Annotated in this window: 19 protein-coding genes and 2 pseudogenes; 3 read left to right on the plus strand and 18 right to left on the minus strand. The window is 56.9% G+C overall.

The annotated features are described in order from the left end of the window. From HA48_RS22680 to hinT, 3 genes and pseudogenes are all read right to left on the minus strand, one after another. Positions 1–134: pseudogene (locus tag HA48_RS22680) on the minus strand (penicillin-binding protein activator LpoB); the annotation flags it as partial. 10 nt (positions 135–144) lie between these two features. After that, positions 145–510, minus strand: coding sequence for a YcfL family putative periplasmic lipoprotein (locus tag HA48_RS17765; protein WP_128602508.1), 366 nt, complete (start codon positions 508–510; stop codon positions 145–147). Positions 511–529: 19 nt separating this feature from the next. After that, on the minus strand, positions 530–880 hold the full coding sequence (gene hinT, locus HA48_RS17770) for a purine nucleoside phosphoramidase (RefSeq protein ID WP_084935316.1): 351 nt from the start codon (positions 878–880) through the stop codon (positions 530–532). 351 nt (positions 881–1231) lie between these two features. Here hinT and HA48_RS17775 point away from each other — a divergent pair, with 351 nt between their 5' ends. Further along, entirely contained in the window at positions 1232–2836 is a 1605-nt protein-coding gene (locus tag HA48_RS17775) for an MFS transporter (protein WP_128602509.1), read from the plus strand. After that, positions 2833–3972 carry a beta-galactosidase BglB gene (gene bglB / locus HA48_RS17780; RefSeq protein ID WP_128602510.1) on the plus strand — a complete coding sequence of 380 codons (1140 nt, stop codon included), beginning with the start codon at positions 2833–2835 and terminating at the stop codon, positions 3970–3972. Before HA48_RS17775 ends, bglB begins: the two co-directional genes overlap by 4 nt. Positions 3973–4148: 176 nt before the next feature. Here the strand turns inward: bglB and ptsG are convergent. From ptsG to yceD, 14 genes and pseudogenes are all read right to left on the minus strand, one after another. Continuing rightward, positions 4149–5580: pseudogene (gene ptsG, locus HA48_RS17785) on the minus strand (PTS glucose transporter subunit IIBC). 286 nt (positions 5581–5866) lie between these two features. Next, entirely contained in the window at positions 5867–6658 is a 792-nt protein-coding gene (locus HA48_RS17790; protein ID WP_128602511.1) for a metal-dependent hydrolase, read from the minus strand. Between the two features lie 16 nt (positions 6659–6674). Continuing rightward, positions 6675–7667 (minus strand): DNA polymerase III subunit delta', encoded by a 993-nt coding sequence (gene holB, locus HA48_RS17795; RefSeq protein ID WP_128602512.1) that lies wholly within the window; start codon positions 7665–7667, stop codon positions 6675–6677. Then, a complete protein-coding gene (gene tmk / locus HA48_RS17800) occupies positions 7664–8299 on the minus strand; it encodes a dTMP kinase (protein ID WP_128602513.1) in 636 nt (211 codons plus the stop codon). Before tmk ends, holB begins: the two co-directional genes overlap by 4 nt. Further along, positions 8289–9308: an endolytic transglycosylase MltG gene (mltG, locus tag HA48_RS17805; protein ID WP_128602514.1), complete on the minus strand. Its 1020-nt coding sequence runs from the start codon at positions 9306–9308 to the stop codon at positions 8289–8291. Before mltG ends, tmk begins: the two co-directional genes overlap by 11 nt. Further along, positions 9305–10117: an aminodeoxychorismate lyase gene (gene pabC, locus HA48_RS17810; protein ID WP_128602515.1), complete on the minus strand. Its 813-nt coding sequence runs from the start codon at positions 10115–10117 to the stop codon at positions 9305–9307. Before pabC ends, mltG begins: the two co-directional genes overlap by 4 nt. A gap of 108 nt (positions 10118–10225) precedes the next feature. Next, a complete protein-coding gene (gene fabF / locus HA48_RS17815; RefSeq protein ID WP_128602516.1) occupies positions 10226–11467 on the minus strand; it encodes a beta-ketoacyl-ACP synthase II in 1242 nt (413 codons plus the stop codon). An 85-nt stretch (positions 11468–11552) separates the two neighbouring features. Then, positions 11553–11789, minus strand: coding sequence for an acyl carrier protein (acpP, locus tag HA48_RS17820; protein ID WP_128602517.1), 237 nt, complete (start codon positions 11787–11789; stop codon positions 11553–11555). A 153-nt stretch (positions 11790–11942) separates the two neighbouring features. Beyond that, positions 11943–12677, minus strand: coding sequence for a 3-oxoacyl-ACP reductase FabG (fabG, locus tag HA48_RS17825; protein WP_128602518.1), 735 nt, complete (start codon positions 12675–12677; stop codon positions 11943–11945). A 10-nt stretch (positions 12678–12687) separates the two neighbouring features. Continuing rightward, entirely contained in the window at positions 12688–13620 is a 933-nt protein-coding gene (gene fabD / locus HA48_RS17830) for an ACP S-malonyltransferase (RefSeq protein ID WP_128602519.1), read from the minus strand. A 16-nt stretch (positions 13621–13636) separates the two neighbouring features. Next, positions 13637–14590: a beta-ketoacyl-ACP synthase III gene (locus tag HA48_RS17835; protein WP_128602520.1), complete on the minus strand. Its 954-nt coding sequence runs from the start codon at positions 14588–14590 to the stop codon at positions 13637–13639. Then, entirely contained in the window at positions 14591–15631 is a 1041-nt protein-coding gene (gene plsX / locus HA48_RS17840; RefSeq protein ID WP_128602521.1) for a phosphate acyltransferase PlsX, read from the minus strand. It lies immediately after the preceding gene. Between the two features lie 27 nt (positions 15632–15658). Next, positions 15659–15829, minus strand: coding sequence for a 50S ribosomal protein L32 (rpmF, locus tag HA48_RS17845; protein WP_017348070.1), 171 nt, complete (start codon positions 15827–15829; stop codon positions 15659–15661). 14 nt (positions 15830–15843) lie between these two features. Continuing rightward, positions 15844–16365 carry a 23S rRNA accumulation protein YceD gene (yceD, locus tag HA48_RS17850; RefSeq protein ID WP_128602522.1) on the minus strand — a complete coding sequence of 174 codons (522 nt, stop codon included), beginning with the start codon at positions 16363–16365 and terminating at the stop codon, positions 15844–15846. Positions 16366–16506: 141 nt separating this feature from the next. Between yceD and HA48_RS17855 the strand changes: the two genes are divergently transcribed. Beyond that, entirely contained in the window at positions 16507–17091 is a 585-nt protein-coding gene (locus HA48_RS17855) for a Maf family protein (RefSeq protein ID WP_128602523.1), read from the plus strand. Between the two features lie 11 nt (positions 17092–17102). Here HA48_RS17855 and rluC read toward each other — a convergent pair whose 3' ends face one another. Continuing rightward, positions 17103–18062, minus strand: a complete 960-nt coding sequence (gene rluC / locus HA48_RS17860) for a 23S rRNA pseudouridine(955/2504/2580) synthase RluC (RefSeq protein ID WP_128602524.1) — start codon at positions 18060–18062, stop codon at positions 17103–17105. Positions 18063–18494 lie beyond the last annotated feature (432 nt).

Here is an 18494-nt window from a genome sequence, read left to right on the forward strand (position 1 = left end):
GCGGCTGCTCCTGGCTGGGTCGGCGTGGCGGGCTGCGTCGGTTCAACCGGCGCCGGGGTTTGTTGTTTCACCACACAGCCGGTGAGCATCAGCGCAAATAAGAGCGCGCCAGAACGTTGTACACTGCGAATCACAGGTTACTCCTCAAAGATAAAGATAGAGACGCACCTTGCTGGCGGTCAGATTACCAATTTGCGAAACCACTTCTGTGCTGCCGTGCGCCGGGACGATTTGCGTCTGCGGCGGCTCTTGCGGCTCGAGCTCCAGCCCTTTGTCGTCGTACCAGTAGAACCGGTAATGCACGGTCACCGGGGTTTCACGTTGATTATAGAGCACGCCTGACGCCCGCTGCTGGCCATCACGGCTGGTGAGCGTCGGTTCATCGGTGATGATACCCGCAGAGAGCACGGAGGACTCCATCACCAGCGACTGCGAGGTGTTAATCATCGGTTTATCACTGCTGCAGCCGGCAAGGGCCAGCATCAGCGCACCACACAACCATTGACGCATGACAAGGTCCGCCTGAGGGTTAAATAGCCAGCATCGGGCCCAGTGGCTGTCCGCCGACCAGGTGCATATGAATGTGGTAAACCTCCTGCCCGCCGTGACGATTGCAGTTCATGATCAGGCGGTAGCCATCTTCGGCAATGCCTTCATCACGCGCAATTTTCGCCGCCACGGTGATCATGCGGCCCAGCGCCTGTTCATGCGCGGCCTGCACATCGTTGGCGGTTGGGATCAGGACGTTGGGGATGATCAGAATGTGCGTAGGCGCTTTGGGCGCGATATCACGGAAGGCGGTGACCAGCTCGTCCTGATACACCACGTCGGCGGGGATTTCGCGACGGATGATTTTACTGAAAATCGTTTCTTCAGCCATGGTGCATTTCCTTAAGCCTGAGTTCAGTCAGGCAGTATGCGTGAGGAATTCCGTTTCTTTCAACCTCAGGACCACTTTTCTTGTATTAACTGGCTGCCTTTACGTCGTTTTTTCGTACCGCCTGACCGCTGCACCGTTCTGCCGCTGATACGTGATCCGTAACTCAAAAAATGAAACGCTGTTTTATAAATTAGAGATATCACGCCATTTTCTTTGTAATTTTGCCAGTACGGCCATAACGGTAGCCATATTGCGAAGGTTTACGCCTGCGCGCGGCTCTACTTTGAGTGCATCCGAGCATGTCGTCCGGGGTGTTAAAGGATGTGCCATCCACTTTAAGGAGAACCTGCCATGCGCTCTCGTAAAATAGGTCTGGGCCACTATCTGGCTTACGGCTCCGGGGATTTTCTCGGCGCCGGCACCACGGCGCTTACCGCCGCCTGGCTGCTCTATTTCTATACTACCTTCTGCGGTCTTTCGCCCATCCAGGCCACTTTCATCTTTGCCGCCGCACGCGTGCTGGATGCGGTAATCAGTCCGCTGATGGGCTTCCTGACCGATAACTTTGGCTCGACCTGGCTGGGTAAACGCTTTGGCCGACGCAAATTTTTTATCCTTATCGGTATTCCTGCGGTGTTCAGCTATAGCCTGATGTGGATAGGCGACATGGGATTTTGGTGGTATCTGCTGACCTATCTGCTGTTCGATATGGTTTACACCATGATTCTGGTGCCCTACGAAACGCTGGTGCCGGAGATGACCGATGACTTTAAGCAGAAGACCCGCTTCTCTGGCGCCCGCATCGCGCTGGCGCAGCTCTCCAATATCCTTGCCGCGCTCCTGCCGGGGGTGCTGATTGGCTGGTTCGGTAAAGACAATCCGGTGTCGTTCTTCTATGCCAGCCTGGTATTCTCGGTGATATGTGCGCTGGTGCTACTGCTGGTGTGGCGCTTTACCTGGGAGCGCGATGCCAGCGAGTTTTCAGCTGAGTCACGCCGCGCTGAGCAGGAGAGCGCGCAGCTCACGCTGTGGCAGAGCCTGCAACGGCTCTATACCGAGCTGGCATCAACGCTGCGCGTTCGTATCTTCCGCCAGCATCTGGGCATGTACCTTGGCGGCTATATTGCCCAGGACGTATTCAACGCGGTGTTCACCTGGTACGTGGTATTTGTGCTGATGCAGAGTGCACAGATCGCCTCAAGCCTGCTCGGTACCATGGCGGTGCTGCAGTTTATCGCGGTGATGGCGATGATCCCGCTCTGTATCCGTATTGGTCCTGCGCCTGCCTACCGTCTGGTGGTGGTGCTGTTTGGCCTCAGCACCCTCTCATACGCGGTACTGGCCTATAGCGGTATGGACGATAACTTCTCGCTGCTGCTGCTGATCTCTGCGCTGGCCGGACTGGGACGTGGCGGCATCAACTATGTGCCGTGGAATATCTACACCTATATCGCCGATGTGGATGAGGTGATCACCGGTCAGCGCCGCGAAGGCATCTTTGCTGGCGTGATGACGCTGACGCGCAAAGCCTCACAGGCGGGTGCAGTGATGCTGGTGGGGATTGTACTGCAGCTGGCGGGCTTTACCTCCGGCCAGGCCACGCAGCTGCCTGCCGTCGGCCATACCATTCTGGCCATTCTGAGTGTGGGCACCGTCTGCGTCCTGGCCTGCGGCTTTCTGGTTTCGCTGCGCTTTAAGCTCAACCTGTACACGCACACCGTACTGCGTGAAGAGACCCTGAAGATGCGCGCTGCCGGGCGCACGGTTCCCGAACAGATTACGCCACAGGCGCGTGCCATCGTCGAAACGCTGGCCGGTATGCGTTACGAAAATTTATGGGGCAATAACAATGTGGGTTTCCTTAACCGCCATAAACCGGCCGCGCCACCGCTGGCGCAGCCGCCCCGCACCGTTGCTTCTCTCCCTACCCTGATTAACGATAGGAATGAACCATGACCGTATTTCCTGTAAGACAGAGCGCGCTGTTGCGCCAGCCCGAATACCTGTTACCGCGCAGCGAGCTGGTGCAGCTGATTCACAAATTGCGCGATAACCTGGTGAGCATTACCGATCGCAGCGGCGAATTCCTGCTGCATCTGGATGATGGCCGGGTGATCGACACCAAAGGCTGGGCGGGCTGGGAGTGGACGCACGGTATTGGCCTGTACGGTATGCTGCACTTTTACCAGCAGACCGGTGACCAGGCGACGCTGGAGGTGATTGATACGTGGTTCAGCGCCCGTCTGGCAGAAGGCATGCCAACCAAAAACGTGAACACCGTTTGCCCGTTTCTGACGCTGGCCTACCGTTATGAGGAGACGCGCAATGCCGCATGGCGGCCGGTGCTGGAGCGCTGGGCTGAGTGGGTGATGTACGAGATGCCGCGTACCGAACAGGGCGGCCTGCAGCATATTGTCTATAACAACGAGAATAGCCAGCAGCTGTGGGACGATACGCTGATGATGAGCGTGATGGCGCTGGCGAAGATTGGTCAACTACTGGAGCGTCCGGAATTTATCGAAGAGGCCAGCTATCAGTTTCTGATTCATACCCAGTATCTGATGGATCGTGAGACCGGCCTGTGGTTCCACGGCTGGACGTTTACCGGCCGGCATAATTTTGCCCGTGCGCGCTGGGCGCGCGGCAATAGCTGGCTGACCATTGTGATCCCGGATTTTCTGGAGATGATGAACTGGCCGCAGCAGCACGCCACGCGCCGTTTTCTGCTACAGGTGCTGGAGAGCCAGGTGAAGGCGCTGGCCGCCTGTCAGCACAGTAGCGGGTTATGGCATACCCTGCTTGACGATCCCGAAAGCTACCTGGAGGCCTCGGCAACAGCGGGTTTTGCATACGGTATAGTGAAAGCGGTGCGCAAACGCTACTTGCCTGCAACTTATCTGCCGGTGGCCGAGCAGGCGCTGCGCGGTGTGATTGCCAACATTGACGCTGACGGCGAGCTGAAACAGGTGTCATTTGGCACGGCGATGGGCAGCGATCTGGATTACTATCGCAACGTGCCGCTGACCTCGATGCCGTACGGTCAGGCGATGGCGCTGCTGTGCCTGACGGAGTATTTGCGGGTTTATCTGTAATAAAAAACCCTCCGGAGAGGGGTTAATCCGCACCGATGCTGAAGTGCGATGGAGCGGCGGCAGAGGAGTAAAGCGTCCCGCGACAAGGATGTCGCGGGCCCGAGCCCCAGGGATGGTTCTGGCGTCTTTACGATCTGACGCCGCTTCATCGCACTGGCTCCCGCCGCCGTTTACCGTTACATATTGCGGATATAGTCATCCATTTCGGTTTTCAGGTTATCGGACTTGGTGCCGAAAATCGCCTGAACACCGGAACCGGCGACCACTACGCCACGGGCGCCGAGGTTTTTCAGTTCCGCCTGGTCAACCTTTGCCACGTCTGCCACGCTGACGCGCAGACGGGTGATGCAGGCATCCAGGTTAGTGATGTTCTCTTTACCGCCAAAGGCGGTGACCAGTTTACCCGCCATCTCACTGCCGGCCACGTTGCTCTGCTCGATCGCAGTATCCTCACGGCCCGGGGTTTTCAGGTTAAGTTTGGTAATCAGCACGCGGAACACGGTGTAGTAAATCAGACCGTAAATGATCCCGACGATAGGGAACAGCCAGATTTTGCTGCTGTTACCGCTCAGCACGATGAAGTCGATCAGGCCATGTGAGAAGCTGGTGCCGTCACGCATACCAAGCAGGATGCAGATTGGGAATGCCAGACCTGCCAGAATTGCGTGAATCACATACAGAATCGGCGCCACGAACATGAACGAGAACTCGATCGGCTCGGTGATACCGGTCAGGAACGAGGTCAGCGCAGCGGAGATCATAATACCGCCCACTTTGGCACGGTTCTCCGGCTTGGCCGAGTGCCAGATTGCGATCGCCGCAGCCGGCAGACCGTACATCTTAAACAGGAAGCCACCTGAGAGTTTGCCTGCGGTTGGATCACCAGCCATATAGCGTGGAATATCGCCGTGGAACACCTGGCCTGCAGCGTTAGTGAACTCGCCAATCTGCATCTGGAACGGCACGTTCCAGATATGGTGCAGACCAAACGGCACCAGCGAACGCTCTACCACACCGTAGATGCCAAACGCGACAACCGGGTTCTGGTAGGCTGCCCACTGCGAGAACTCCTGGATAGCGGTACCAATCGGTGGCCAGATAAACGCCAGCACCACACCGGTAAAGATGGCGGTCAGGCCTGAGATGATAGGCACAAAACGCTTTCCGGCGAAGAAGCCAGATATTCAGGCAGCTTGATACGGTAGAAGCGGTTAAACATGTAAGCGGCAATGGAACCCGCAATGATGCCGCCCAGTACCCCGGTATCCGCCAGGTGTTTGGCTTCAATCTCCGCAGCCGGTAAGTGCAGCACCAGTGGCGCAACTACGGCCAGGTCTTCACCATGATGCCGTAAGCCACTACCGCCGCCAGCGCTGATACGCCGTCGTTATTGGTAAACCCTAATGCCACACCGATAGCAAAGATCAGCGGCATGTTGGCAAATACCGAACCGCCCGCTTCGGCCATCACGTGGGAGACCACTTCCGGCAACCAGCTAAAGTTTGCAGAACCAACACCTAACAAAATACCGGCAATCGGCAGAACCGATACCGGCAACATCAGCGATTTACCTACTTTCTGCAGGTTCGCAAATGCGTTCTTGAACATAGAAGCTCCTGAGTATGAGTGCATTTTTTTGCGCAGTGCGCAGGGTAAAGGGGGAGGATCCTCTACCCGGGTGACGCTGAGCGTCTTTTGATTTATTACGAAGAGTAAAATAAATGACGGCGCGTTACTTTGACGGCTATCACGTTTCACTCATCATCACCTGCCGCTTTCAGTTATTTCTTACTGACTTGCTGCTATAAACAGCAATAAAACACTGCCTGCGCGCGGGGAAGCGCAGTGCAGCGGCAGGATTAGTGATTAATTACAGCGTTTGAAATAAACCCGCTCAGGCGCCAAGACGGCTCATCGGGATATGAAACAGGCGGGAGAAATTCTCCGTGGTGGCGGCGGCGAGCGTCTCAATATTCACGCCCTTCAGCACGGCCATGTAATCAGCGACATCACGCGTAAACGCCGGCTGATTCTCTTTGCCACGATGCGGTACCGGGGCCAGATAGGGTGAATCGGTCTCCACCAGCATACGATCCAGCGGCACGTAGCGCGCGGCATCACGTATCTGCTCCGCGTTGCGGAATGTCAGAATACCGGAGAAGGAGATGTAGAAGCCCAGATCCAGCAGCTTCGCCGCCGTCTCTCTGTCCTCGGTAAAGCAGTGCAGCACGCCACCACACTTCTCTACCTGCTCTTCGCGCAGGATCGCCAGCGTATCGTCCCGTGCGTCACGGGTGTGGACAATAATCGGCTTATTGAGCGCAATCCCGGTGCGGATGTGCTCACGGAATGACGCCTGCTGCTGCGCTTTGGTCTCCTGCTGGTAGAAGTAATCCAGCCCGGTCTCCCCCAGCGCTACGACGCGCGGCTCCGCAGCCAGCCGGCGGAACTCCCCGACGTCATACGGCGTTTCCTGATTCAGCGGATGCACGCCGCACGCCAGCGCGATATTGTCACGCTCGCCCACCAGCGCTTTAATTTTGTAGTAGTCCGGCAGCGTGGTAGCAATCGCCAGCATAAATTTCACATCGCGAGCTGCCGCTTTGGCAATCACGTCATCAATGTCACGATGCTGTTTTTCATAATCAAGGCCATCGAGATGGCAGTGCGAATCGACAATAAACATACTTTTCTCTTTTACCTTAGCCGAGGGTCGCGGCGGGAGAGAGTAAGCGTCCCCACGCCAGCAAACGATCGGTCAATATCAGTTCCCGGTTGAGCGCTGCCACGTGTAACAGCTGTTCACGGCACTGCATCCACTGCTGGCTGCTCTCGTTTAGCGCGCTGCTGTTGAACTGCTGCGCCAGTTGCGCAACCACATCTGGACGGTCGCCATTGCTGAGCCAGTTGCCCGCGCCCTGCTGCACCTTCATGGCATCCACCAGCAGCGAAATCAGCCAGCTCAAACGGTCCGCCACATCGTCGCCGTTGAGCGACGGTAGCAGCTGCAAAATGTCACCGCGCAGCGCGGTAATTAATGCATCGCACAACGCCTGGCGCGCCTGCCAGCGCGCGGGTTGCAGCAGCGCCAGCGCAGCCGCCGGCGCGCCGTTGCTCAGACGCAATGCTGCACGCAAAACCTCATCCGCTTGCGGATGCTGCCTGCTGAGCCACTGCAAACTCTGCATCTCTTCTGGCGGCGTAAGATGCCAGCGCATGCAGCGACTGCGTAACGTCGCCAGTAGCCGTGACGGCTCGCGCACGCTCAGGAAAAACCAGCAGTTCGCCGGTGGCTCTTCCAGCGTTTTCAGCAAGGCATTCGCCGCCGCTTCGGTGAGCTGCGTAGCATCCGGTAGCCAGACAATCTTCGCTCCCCCCTGCTGGGCAAAGTGGTAGAGCTTCTCCGTCACCTCGCGTACGGCATCGATACCCAGCGAGGATTTCCCCTTTTCGGCCTCAAGCCGATACCAGTCCGGGTGGGTATGGGCCTGCATCAGCTGGCATCCGTGACAGTGGCCGCAGCTCTTTAAGCCCTCCGGCTGCTGACACATTAGCCAGCGGCTCACGCCCCAGACCAGCGCATCATCTCCCATGCCGTCAATCGCCTGAATCAGCAGCGCATGGTGCGCCTGCCCATCCTGGTGGCGGGCAATAATCTGCCGGTAGGGTTGATTCAGCCACGGATACCAGTTCATTGCGACTGGCCCGCCAGCCACTGCTGCAATACACGCTTAAGTGACGCTGTCACGTTTACAATATCCTGCGTGGCATCAATGGTGATAATTGAAGGGTCCGCTTGCGCCAGCGCCAGATAGCGCTCACGCGTGCGCTCAAAGAAGCGCAGCGACTCTTGCTCAATGCGGTCCAGCTCGCCACGCGCCCGTGCCCGCTGCAGGCCAATTTCTGGTGTCACATCAAGGTAGAGGGTCAGATCGGGTCGGAAATTCCCCAGCACCGCTTCGCGCAGCGTGCTCATCAGGCCGGTATCCAGGCCACGTCCGCCACCCTGATAGGCCTGGGATGAGAGATCGTGACGATCGCCCACCACCCAAGCCCCCCGCGCCAGCGCCGGTTTAATGACGTTTTCAACCAGCTGTACGCGAGCCGCATAGAGCATTAACAGCTCCGCTTTATCAGTTACCTGCTCGCCATCGATGCCCTGCTTGACCAGCACGCGCAGCTGCTCAGCCAGCGGCGTGCCGCCGGGCTCACGGGTGAAAACCACATCATTAATGCCCTGTTCATGCAGCACCGCTACCACGGCGTCGCGCGCGGTGGTTTTCCCGGCACCCTCAAGGCCCTCGATGACGATAAATTTACTTTTCATTTTTTTCCTTCATCGCCAGGCGATAGACCTGCACGGCCCGGTTGTGGCTGGCAAGATTAGTGGTGAACGTGTGCCCGCCTTTACCATCTGCCACAAAATAGAGGTAGTTGGTCTTTTCCGGATGCGCTGCAGCCTCCAGCGAGGCGCGGCCAGGCATGGCTATGGGCCCTGGCGGCATACCGCTGATGGTGTAAGTATTATACGCGGTAGGTGTTTCCAGATCCTTGCGCGTCAGCGTACCGGTATAGCTATCGCCCATCCCGTAGATGACTGTGGGATCGGTCTGCAACTTCATGCCGGTGCGCAGCCGGTTGATAAACACCGAGGCGACGCGCGCGCGTTCATCACTGACGCCGGTCTCTTTCTCAATGATTGACGCCATGGTGACCATATCCTGTGGCGTTTTATACGGCAGGTTTGCCATGCGCCCCTGCCAGATCTCATCCACCAGTTTATTCATGCGCGCATGCGCACGCTCCAGCAGCGCAACGTCGCTGGTATTGGCGGTATAGAGATAAGTGTCCGGATAGAAGCTGCCTTCCAGCTGGCTGACGTCCAGCTTCAGCGCAGCGGCCAGCGTCGCCAGCTGATCGTCGCTTAAGGTGTGTTTGATGTAGGGCGCTTTACGCAACTCCGCCAGCCACTCTTTCAGGCGTGAGCCCTCTACAAAGCGAACCGGGAATTGCGCCTCTTTACCGCTGGCCAGCAGTTGCAGCAGCTGGCGCACCGTCATGCCCTTATCCAGCCGGTACGTGCCGGCTTTAAAGGTGGCCAGGGACGGTTCCAGCTTCAGCAGTGGGCCGAACCAGATGCTTTGCGGGATAATGTGCTGGCTCTCCAGCTGGGCCTCCAGCACGACACGTCCACTGCCGGCTGGCAGCGTATAGATCGTTTCCTGGCTAATGGTTAAAGGCGTATCGGCGAAGCGTTTAATTTGCCAATAGCTAAAGGCGGCGGCGAGGCCGGCGATTACCACCGCAGTGGCAACCATTTTTTTCATTCGGGTCATGATGCTTCCATCGTCTGGCAACTGCGTAACAGTTGCTGGTACAGCGTACGTGCGTGAAACGTGACATCGTCAATCTGTCGCACGGGTAAAACTGGCATCAGGGCGTTACATATCACCACTTCATCGGCGCTGAGCACCTCTTCCCTGCTGCCCTCAATCACCTGACAAGCCTGGCCGGAGGCGGCCAGTTGTGCCATCAGATAACGACGCATTATGCCGTTAACCCCGGCCTGTGCAAGATCTGGCGTATAAACGGTACTGCCTGAACGCCAGAAGAGGTTTGCCGCACAACACTCCACCACCATGCCGGCGGTATCCAGCACCAGCGCTTCGTCAGCGGCAGTGCCATCCAGCTGCTGACGAATCAGCACCTGCTCCAGGCGGTTAAGGTGTTTAATCCCCGCCAGCAGAGGATTGCGTGCGAGGCGAACCGGGCTGGTGAGCAGTACAGCGCCCTGCTGCTGCAGCGTCGCGTAGTGAACGGGCCAGGGTGCAAGTGAGACAATACGCGTTGGCGTAGTGCATCCGCTACGACTGTAGCCGCGGCCGCCGGCGCCCGGCGTCAGGATAACCTTCAGCACCGCCTGCGCCTGCCCGCCAGCGGCCACACGCATCTCCCGGGCCAGCTGCGCCATGTCAGGCGGGCTCATCAACAGACGCTCACAGCCGCTTTGTAGCCGCTCAATATGTGCGTTCAGCAGCAGGATTTTGCCGTCGCGTACTGCGGCAGTGGTGAAACAGCCATCGCCAAACTGCACGGCGCGATCGCGTGCTGACAGTTCGGTTTGCTCTATCCCATTAATCCACATGCTGTTGCCCTCTGACGGTATTCGCAGTTTTGCCTGTAGCGCAGGACGGCGGCAAAACAGATTATAAAAAAGGCCCGCATTGCGGGCCTCTTTACGGCTGGGTAGAGATTATACCTTGCGGAAAATCAGCGAGCCGTTGGTGCCGCCAAAACCGAAGGAGTTACACAGCGTGTACTCCAGACCGCTGACCTGGCGCGCCGTATGCGGCACAAAGTCCAGATCGCAACCTTCGTCAGGATTGTCGAGGTTGATAGTCGGTGGAACCGCCTGATCGCGCAGCGCCAGAACCGAATAAATCGCTTCTACCGCGCCCGCAGCGCCCAGCAGGTGACCGGTCATCGACTTCGTCGAGCTGACCATCACGCTGTGCGCGGAGGCACCGAACACCGATTTCACCGCCTGCGCTTCGGCTTTGTCACCGGCTGGCGTCGAGGTGCCATGCGCGTTAACGTAACCAATCTGCGCCGAGTCCAGCTGCGCATCACGCAGTGCATTGACCATCGCGGCCGCAGCACCTGAGCCATCTTCCGGAGGTGACGTCATGTGGTAAGCGTCGCTGCTCATACCAAAACCGATGATTTCAGCATAGATTTTCGCGCCACGCTTTTTCGCGTGCTCGTACTCTTCCAGCACGACGATACCCGCACCATCTCCCAGCACGAATCCGTCACGATCTTTATCCCACGGACGGCTTGCCGCCTGCGGGTTGTCGTTACGGGTGGAGAGCGCACGCGCCGCGCCGAAACCGCCTACGCCCAGTGGCGTACTGGCTTTTTCTGCACCGCCGGCCAGCATAACGTCAGCATCGTTATAAGCGATGATACGCGCTGCGTGACCAATGTTATGCACGCCCGAAGTACAGGCAGTCGCAATCGAAATGCTTGGGCCTTTCAGACCGTACATAATGGTCAGGTGACCTGCCACCATGTTCACGATGGTTGATGGCACAAAGAACGGGCTGATTTTGCGCGGGCCGCCACTCACGAGGGAGGTATGGTTATCTTCGATCAAACCCAGACCGCCGATGCCGGAACCGATAGCCGCACCAATGCGACCTGCGTTCTCATCAGTTACGACCAGACCGGAGTCCGCCATAGCCTGAATACCCGCCACAACGCCGTACTGGATGAAGTCATCCATCTTGCGCTGATCTTTACGCGAGATAAAATCTTCGCAATTGAAATCTTTAACCAGACCAGCAAAACGTGTTGCGTAGGCACTGGTATCAAAATGGTCGATCAGGTTAATGCCGCTCTGACCGGCAAGGAGAGCACTCCAGGTAGACTCTACGGTATTGCCGACAGGAGACAACATGCCAAGACCGGTCACAACTACACGACGCTTAGACACGTTCGTCCTCCAGGGAGGGAAATAATGACGCTATGTGGGGCAAACATAAAACTCAGGCGGTCGATTGACCGCCTGAAGATATTCATTAGCCTTGATGACTGTTGATATAGTCGATCGCTGCCTGAACGGTAGTGATTTTCTCAGCTTCTTCGTCTGGAATTTCAGTATCAAACTCTTCTTCCAGAGCCATTACCAGCTCAACGGTGTCAAGAGAATCTGCACCCAGGTCTTCAACGAAAGAAGCAGTGTTCGTCACTTCTTCTTCTTTAACGCCCAGCTGCTCAGCTACGATTTTCTTAACGCGTTGTTCGATATCGCTCATACTATTTAATTTCCTATCAAAACTCGCTTTCGCGATGGTTTTCGTAGTGTATAAAATGTTGAAAAAGATGCAACAAAATCCCGGCTGGTCGAACCACGATTTTGCGTTATTCTGCGGTGTTTACCGCAGATAATGCAAATGATTTCGTGATTATCAGACCATGTACATGCCGCCATTGACGTGCAGCGTCTCACCCGTGATGTAGGCGGCTTCGTCAGAGGCTAAGAATGCAACAGCATTGGCAATTTCCTGCGGATCGCCTAAACGGCCCGCCGGAACTTCTGCCAGAATGCCCGAGCGTTGATCTTCGTTCAGTGCACGCGTCATGTCCGTCTCAATAAAGCCCGGAGCCACGACGTTTACGGTAATGCCACGTGACGCAACTTCCCGCGCCAGTGATTTGCTAAAGCCAATCAAACCTGCTTTTGCTGCCGCATAGTTTGCCTGACCCGCGTTACCCATGGTTCCAACTACAGAACCGATGGTAATGATACGGCCCACGCGCTTTTTCATCATGGCACGCATTACCGCCTTGGAGAGACGGAAGACAGATGTCAGGTTGGTATCCAAAATATCCGCCCACTCATCGTCTTTCATGCGCATCAGAAGATTGTCACGCGTAATGCCTGCATTATTGACCAAAATGTCCACTTCGCCAAATTCGGCGCGAACTTTCTCGAGCACGCTCTCAATCGAGGCTGCATCGGTTACGTTCAGCAGCAGGCCTTTGCCCTTGTCGCCGAGGTAAGCGCTGATGGCTTCCGCGCCGCTTTCACTGGTGGCGGTTCCCACCACTTTCGCACCGCGTGCAACCAGCGTTTCTGCGATGGCACGTCCGATACCGCGGCTGGCGCCGGTTACCAGCGCTACTTTACCTTCAAAGCTCATGTTTTTCCTCTTATTCCTGGCCAAGCGCAGCGTTCAGTGAAGCGGGATCGTTCACGGCGGCTGCGGTCAGGCTGTCCACAATACGTTTGGTCAGACCGGTCAGGACTTTGCCCGGGCCGATCTCCAGCAGCTGGTTCACATTCTGCGTGGCGATAAACTCAACCGCTTCCGTCCAGCGCACCGGGCTGTAAAGCTGACGCACCAGCGCGCTGCGAATGGCGGCGGCGTCAGTTTCGCACTTCACGTCAACGTTGTTGACTACCGGTACAGAGGGCGCGCTGAAGCGGATACCTTCCAGCGAGACGGCCAGCTTATCTGCCGCTGGCTTCATCAGGGCGCAGTGCGAAGGTACGCTAACCGGCAGTGGCAGCGCGCGTTTTGCGCCCGCTGCTTTGCATGCAGCACCGGCACGCTCAACGGCCTCTTTGTTGCCCGCGATCACCACCTGGCCTGGTGAGTTAAAGTTCACCGGTGAAACCACCTGGCCCTGCGCGCTCTCTTCGCAGGCTTTGCGAATCGCAGCATCATCCAGACCAATAATGGCCTGCATCGCGCCCGTTCCTTCCGGAACCGCTTCCTGCATCAGTTTACCGCGCAGCTCAACCAGTTTGATGGCGTCCGCAAACTCCAGCACACCCGCGCAGACCAGCGCCGAATACTCGCCGAGGCTGTGACCGGCCATGATGGCTGGTTGGGCACCCGCTTTACTCTGCCAGACGCGATAGATCGCGACAGAGGCAGCCAGCAGCGCAGGCTGCGTCTGCCAGGTTTTATTCAGCTCTTCAGCCGGTCCCTGCTGCACCAGCTGCCACAGATCGTAACCCAGCGCGTCAGAAGCTTCACGAAAAGTGGCTTCGACCTGCGGATGCTCTGCTGCCAGCTCTGCCAGCATGCCAACGGTCTGCGATCCCTGTCCCGGGAAAACAAAAGCAAATTGCGTCATCTGTCGTTCCTGTCAATCAAAAGCGAACCAGTGCGGAACCCCAGGTGAAACCACCACCAAAGGCTTCCAGCAGAATCAGTTGTCCGGGCTTGATGCGACCATCGCGTACCGCTTCATCCAGCGCGCTTGGCACCGAGGCCGCCGAGGTATTACCGTGGCGATCAAGGGTCACTACCACTTTTTCCATACCCATGCCGAGCTTTTTAGCGGTGGCGCTGATGATGCGCAGGTTGGCCTGATGCGGCACCAGCCAGTCAAGCATCTCCCGGTCAAGGTTATTGGCCTTCAGGGTTTCGTCAACGATGTGCGCCAGTTCAGTTACGGCCACTTTGAACACTTCGTTACCGGCCATAGTCAGATATGCGGGCTCATCCTGCTTCGCACGATCCTGATACGGCAGCGTCAGAAGCTTACCGTAACGGCCATCGGCGTGCAGATGCGTTGACAGGATACCTGGCTCTTCGCTCGGCCCCAGCACCACGGCACCTGCGCCGTCACCAAACAGAATGATGGTGCCGCGATCGGCCGGATCCAGCGTACGTGCCAGCACGTCAGCGCCGATCACCAGCGCATGCTTGACCGCACCATTTTTGATGTATTGATCGGCCACGCTCAGTGCATAGGTGAAACCGGCACAGGCGGCAGCCAGATCGAAGGCGGCGCAGTCGTTGATCTCCAGCATTTGCTGGATCATGCACGCTGAGCTTGGGAAGGCATGGCTGGACGACGTGGTGGCCACAATGATCAGGCCCACGTCACTGGCGGCAACGCCGGCCATCTCCAGCGCGCGCTGTGCTGCCGTGAAGCCCATGCTGGCTACCGTCTCATCTGGCGCAGCAATACGACGTTCACGGATACCGGTACGGGTGACAATCCACTCGTCCGAAGTCTCTACCATTTTTTCCAGATCCGCATTGCTGCGCACCTGCTCAGGCAAATAGCTGCCTGTACCGATAATTTTGGTAAACATCTACGCTTTGTCACTCCTGGCTAATACAGCGTCAAGGCGCGCCGCAATTCTCTCGGGAACTTGCTTTCGCACCGCCTGCTCTGCCTGCTCTATCGCCACGGTAAACGCACGTTGATTCGCTGCACCGTGGCTCTTGATCACTGTTCCGCGCAATCCTAACAGACAAGCGCCATTATACTGGTCGGGGTTGAGATGGCCGAACCGTTTCGCCAGACGCTTCTGTAGCCAGCGTCCCAGCAATTTCAGCCACCAGGCCCGTTTTTTCCCTTCACCTGACGACTTGAGCAGAGAAAGAAACATTCTTACCACGCCTTCCATGGTCTTCAACGTGACGTTACCCACGAAGCCATCACAGACCAGCACATCCGTTTTGCCGGTGAGGAGATCGTTCCCCTCAAGATAACCAATATAGTTGATTTGCGGTGACTGCCGTAACACCGCCGATGCGGCGCGAATCGCGTCCAAACCTTTCGTCTCTTCCTGGCCGATGTTGAGCAGGGCAACGCGCGGCTGGTTAATCGCCAGCACCTCTTCCGCCATCACTGAACCCATAATCGCGAACTGCACCAGCATCGCGCTGTCGGAGTCAACGTTCGCGCCGAGATCCAGCACTACCGTTTTACCGTGCTGTTGATGAGGCAGCACGGTCATCAGCGCCGGACGGTCAATGCCCTCCAGCGGCTTCAGTAACAATTTGGCAAGCCCCATCAGCGCGCCGGTGTTACCCGCACTGACGCACGCCTGCGCTTTCCCCTCTTTGACCAGCTCCAGCGCCACGCGCATGGAGCTGCCGCGGCTGTTACGGATCGCCTGCGAGGGTTTAGCATCACTTGCAATAACCGATTCGGCAGGAATAACCTGCACACGCCCCAGTAATGAGGAATCCGCTTTGGCAAGGAATGACGAGATGATGTCGGGATCGCCGACCAGAAGAAGAACCAGCTGCGTATGAGAGGCCAGTGCCTGCAAGGCTGCAGGCACTGTCACGCAGGGACCGAAGTCCCCGCCCATGGCATCAACTGCCAGGGTCAAACGTGTCAAGGTATCGCCTTGCGTAACCGCAAAGAATTACTTGGTGATAACCTTGCGACCGCGGTAGTAACCATCCGCAGTGATATGGTGACGCAGATGAGTTTCACCAGAAACTTTATCTACTGACAGAGTGGCAGTGGTCAGCGCATCGTGCGAACGACGCATACCACGCTTGGAACGGGTTGGTTTATTCTGTTGTACGGCCATGGACCTTACTCCTATTACTTACGCTTTAAACTGGCTAATACGGCAAATGGATTTGGTTTTTCTGCCTCTTCAGGCAGCTTACCAAAGACCATGTCCGCGTCGGACACTTCACAGTGTTCAGAATCATGCACCGGAACCACGGGCAGCGCGAGGATGAGTTCATCTTCGATAACTGCCAGCAGGTCGATCTCACCGAAATCATTGACATCGACCGGCTCGTAGGCTTCCGGCAGTGCCTCGGCCTGCTCATCAGAAGAGACAGGACTGAAGCAATAGCTTACGTGTACAGCATGCGGGAACGGTTGGTTGCAGCGTTGACACAACAACGTGACCTGCACATCAGCAGTTCCTTGCAGAACCGCGAGGCGCTGGTTGTCAACCGCAAACGACATGGCACATTCCACATCACTGTCCACACTCACGACCGTTTCGGCCAGGCGCGCCACCAATTCAGGTGCATAAACACCATGATAATCCAGGCGTTTTTGCGCGGCGCGGACCGGATCGAGCGTCAGGGGTAATTTTACCTTTTGCATAGGGCGCGCATATTAACTTTGTAACGTCATAGAGTCAAAGAAAAAGGCCGGTTTACAGCATCTTTCACCCGTTAGTCGCATCCAGTGCGGCGCATAGTTTAAAATGCCTGTCATCTTTACGCTATCTACTTCTGAAAAAAAATGACGACACCGCTGGTTTTAGCTTCAACCTCCCCGTTCCGTCAGGCGCTGCTAAGCAAGCTGGGCCTGCCTTTTATTACCGCTGCGCCAGTGTGTGATGAGACACCGCTGCCCGATGAGCGCGCGCCGCAGCTCGTTCAGCGTCTGGCGCTGGCAAAGGCGCAGGCGCTGGCCACCACCTATCCCGGGCACTGGATTATCGGCTCCGATCAGGTATGTGTTTTGGACGGCCACATTACCGGCAAACCGCACACCATGGAGAGAGCCTGCGCGCAGCTGGCGCAGGCCAGCGGTAAAGCCATCACCTTTTATACCGGTCTGGCGCTGGTTCAGCCCGCCAGCGCGCAGCAATTTGTCTTGTACGAGCCCTTTACGGTGCACTTCCGCACGCTCAGTGCGCAGGAGATTAACCACTACGTGGAGAGAGAGCAGCCTCTGCAGTGCGCAGGGAGCTTTAAGAGTGAAGGCCTGGGGATCTGTCTGTTTGAGCGGCTGGAGGGGCGCGATCCCAATACGCTGATTGGTTTACCGCTGATTGCGTTAAATGGCTTATTAATGAAAGCCGGCATCAACCCATTAGGCTGATGCCTTTGCCATCAGGCACTCTTCTGCTGGCGCAGTTTATTGAGGCAGTGCTTCAGGGCATTATCCAGCGGTGCTTCCATCCGCAGGATTTCACCGGTATTCGGGTGAGTAAAGGTCAGCGCCGCCGCATGCAGGAACAGACGCGCCAGACCGGTGGAGGCCAGCTGGCGATCAAATTCCCGATCGCCATAGCGATCGTCAAAAGCAATCGGGTGGCCGCCATGCAGCGTGTGCACGCGAATCTGGTGCGTACGCCCGGTCACCGGGCTGGCTTTCACCAGCGTTGCCAGGCCAAACCGCTCTTCAACTTTAAAGCGCGTTTCGGACGGCTTGCCTTCAGCGTTAACCCGCACCACGCGCTCGCCGCTCTGCAGGATATTTTTCAGCAGCGGCGCCTGCACCACTTTCAGGTGTGATGGCCAGTCGCCGCGCACCAGCGCCAGATAATCTTTCTGCATGCCCTTCTCGCGCAGCTGCTCATGCAGCGAGCGCAGCGCCGAGCGCTTTTTAGCGACAAGCAAAATACCGGACGTGTCGCGATCAAGACGGTGCACCAGCTCAAGAAAACGTGCTTCAGGGCGCAGGGCGCGCAGCCCCTCAATGACGCCAAAGCTCAGACCACTGCCGCCATGCACCGCCGTGCCGGACGGCTTGTTCAGCACCAGCAAATAGTCATCTTCATAGAGAATGGCTTCAGCCAGCGCCGCCACTTTATCCAGCTTTGGCGATACCGCCTGCTCTTCACGTTCGGCTACACGTACCGGCGGTACGCGCACTTCGTCGCCGTCCTCCAGCTTGTACTCAGGCTTTACGCGCTTTTTATTCACCCGCACCTCGCCTTTGCGCAGGATGCGATAAATCATGCTTTTTGGCACGCCCTTCAACAGGGTGCGCAGAAAGTTATCAATACGTTGTCCGGCATTTTCAGCCGTGATGGCGACAAACTGTACGCCGGGATTCTCTGTTTTCATGGCGGCGATTCTAAATAGTGTCCCCCGATAGCGCCACCCCTTTTTCTGTGCTTAACTCTCTGATCGTCGCCCCCTGAAAATGGCAAAATGCTGTCTTTTTCAGCGATGCGATGATTACCCCTGCAAATGAACAGGTTAAGGACGCATAAACTTCACAGCTCGGCAAAAGTCGCCTTGCTATAAGTTGCTAAGCAATGGAATAATGCAGGTGTTTCTGTCCTGGTAAGAGTCAGGCAGGAAAAAGAGCGAAATTAAGGTATTTTGCCGGATGAAACGGACACGCAGCAATGGCGTAAGACGTGATGTTTAATCAGGCACTTAGCGGGCTGCGGGTTGCGGCCTGGACGACAGACTGGGATGTGTGGATTTCTGAATACTCTGTAGCACTTCCACCTTCAGGCGCTGGATTTCCTTATGAAAAACAGGCCACCG

This window comes from Pantoea wallisii, from assembly GCF_002095485.1.
GTDB lineage: Bacteria > Pseudomonadota > Gammaproteobacteria > Enterobacterales > Enterobacteriaceae > Pantoea > Pantoea wallisii.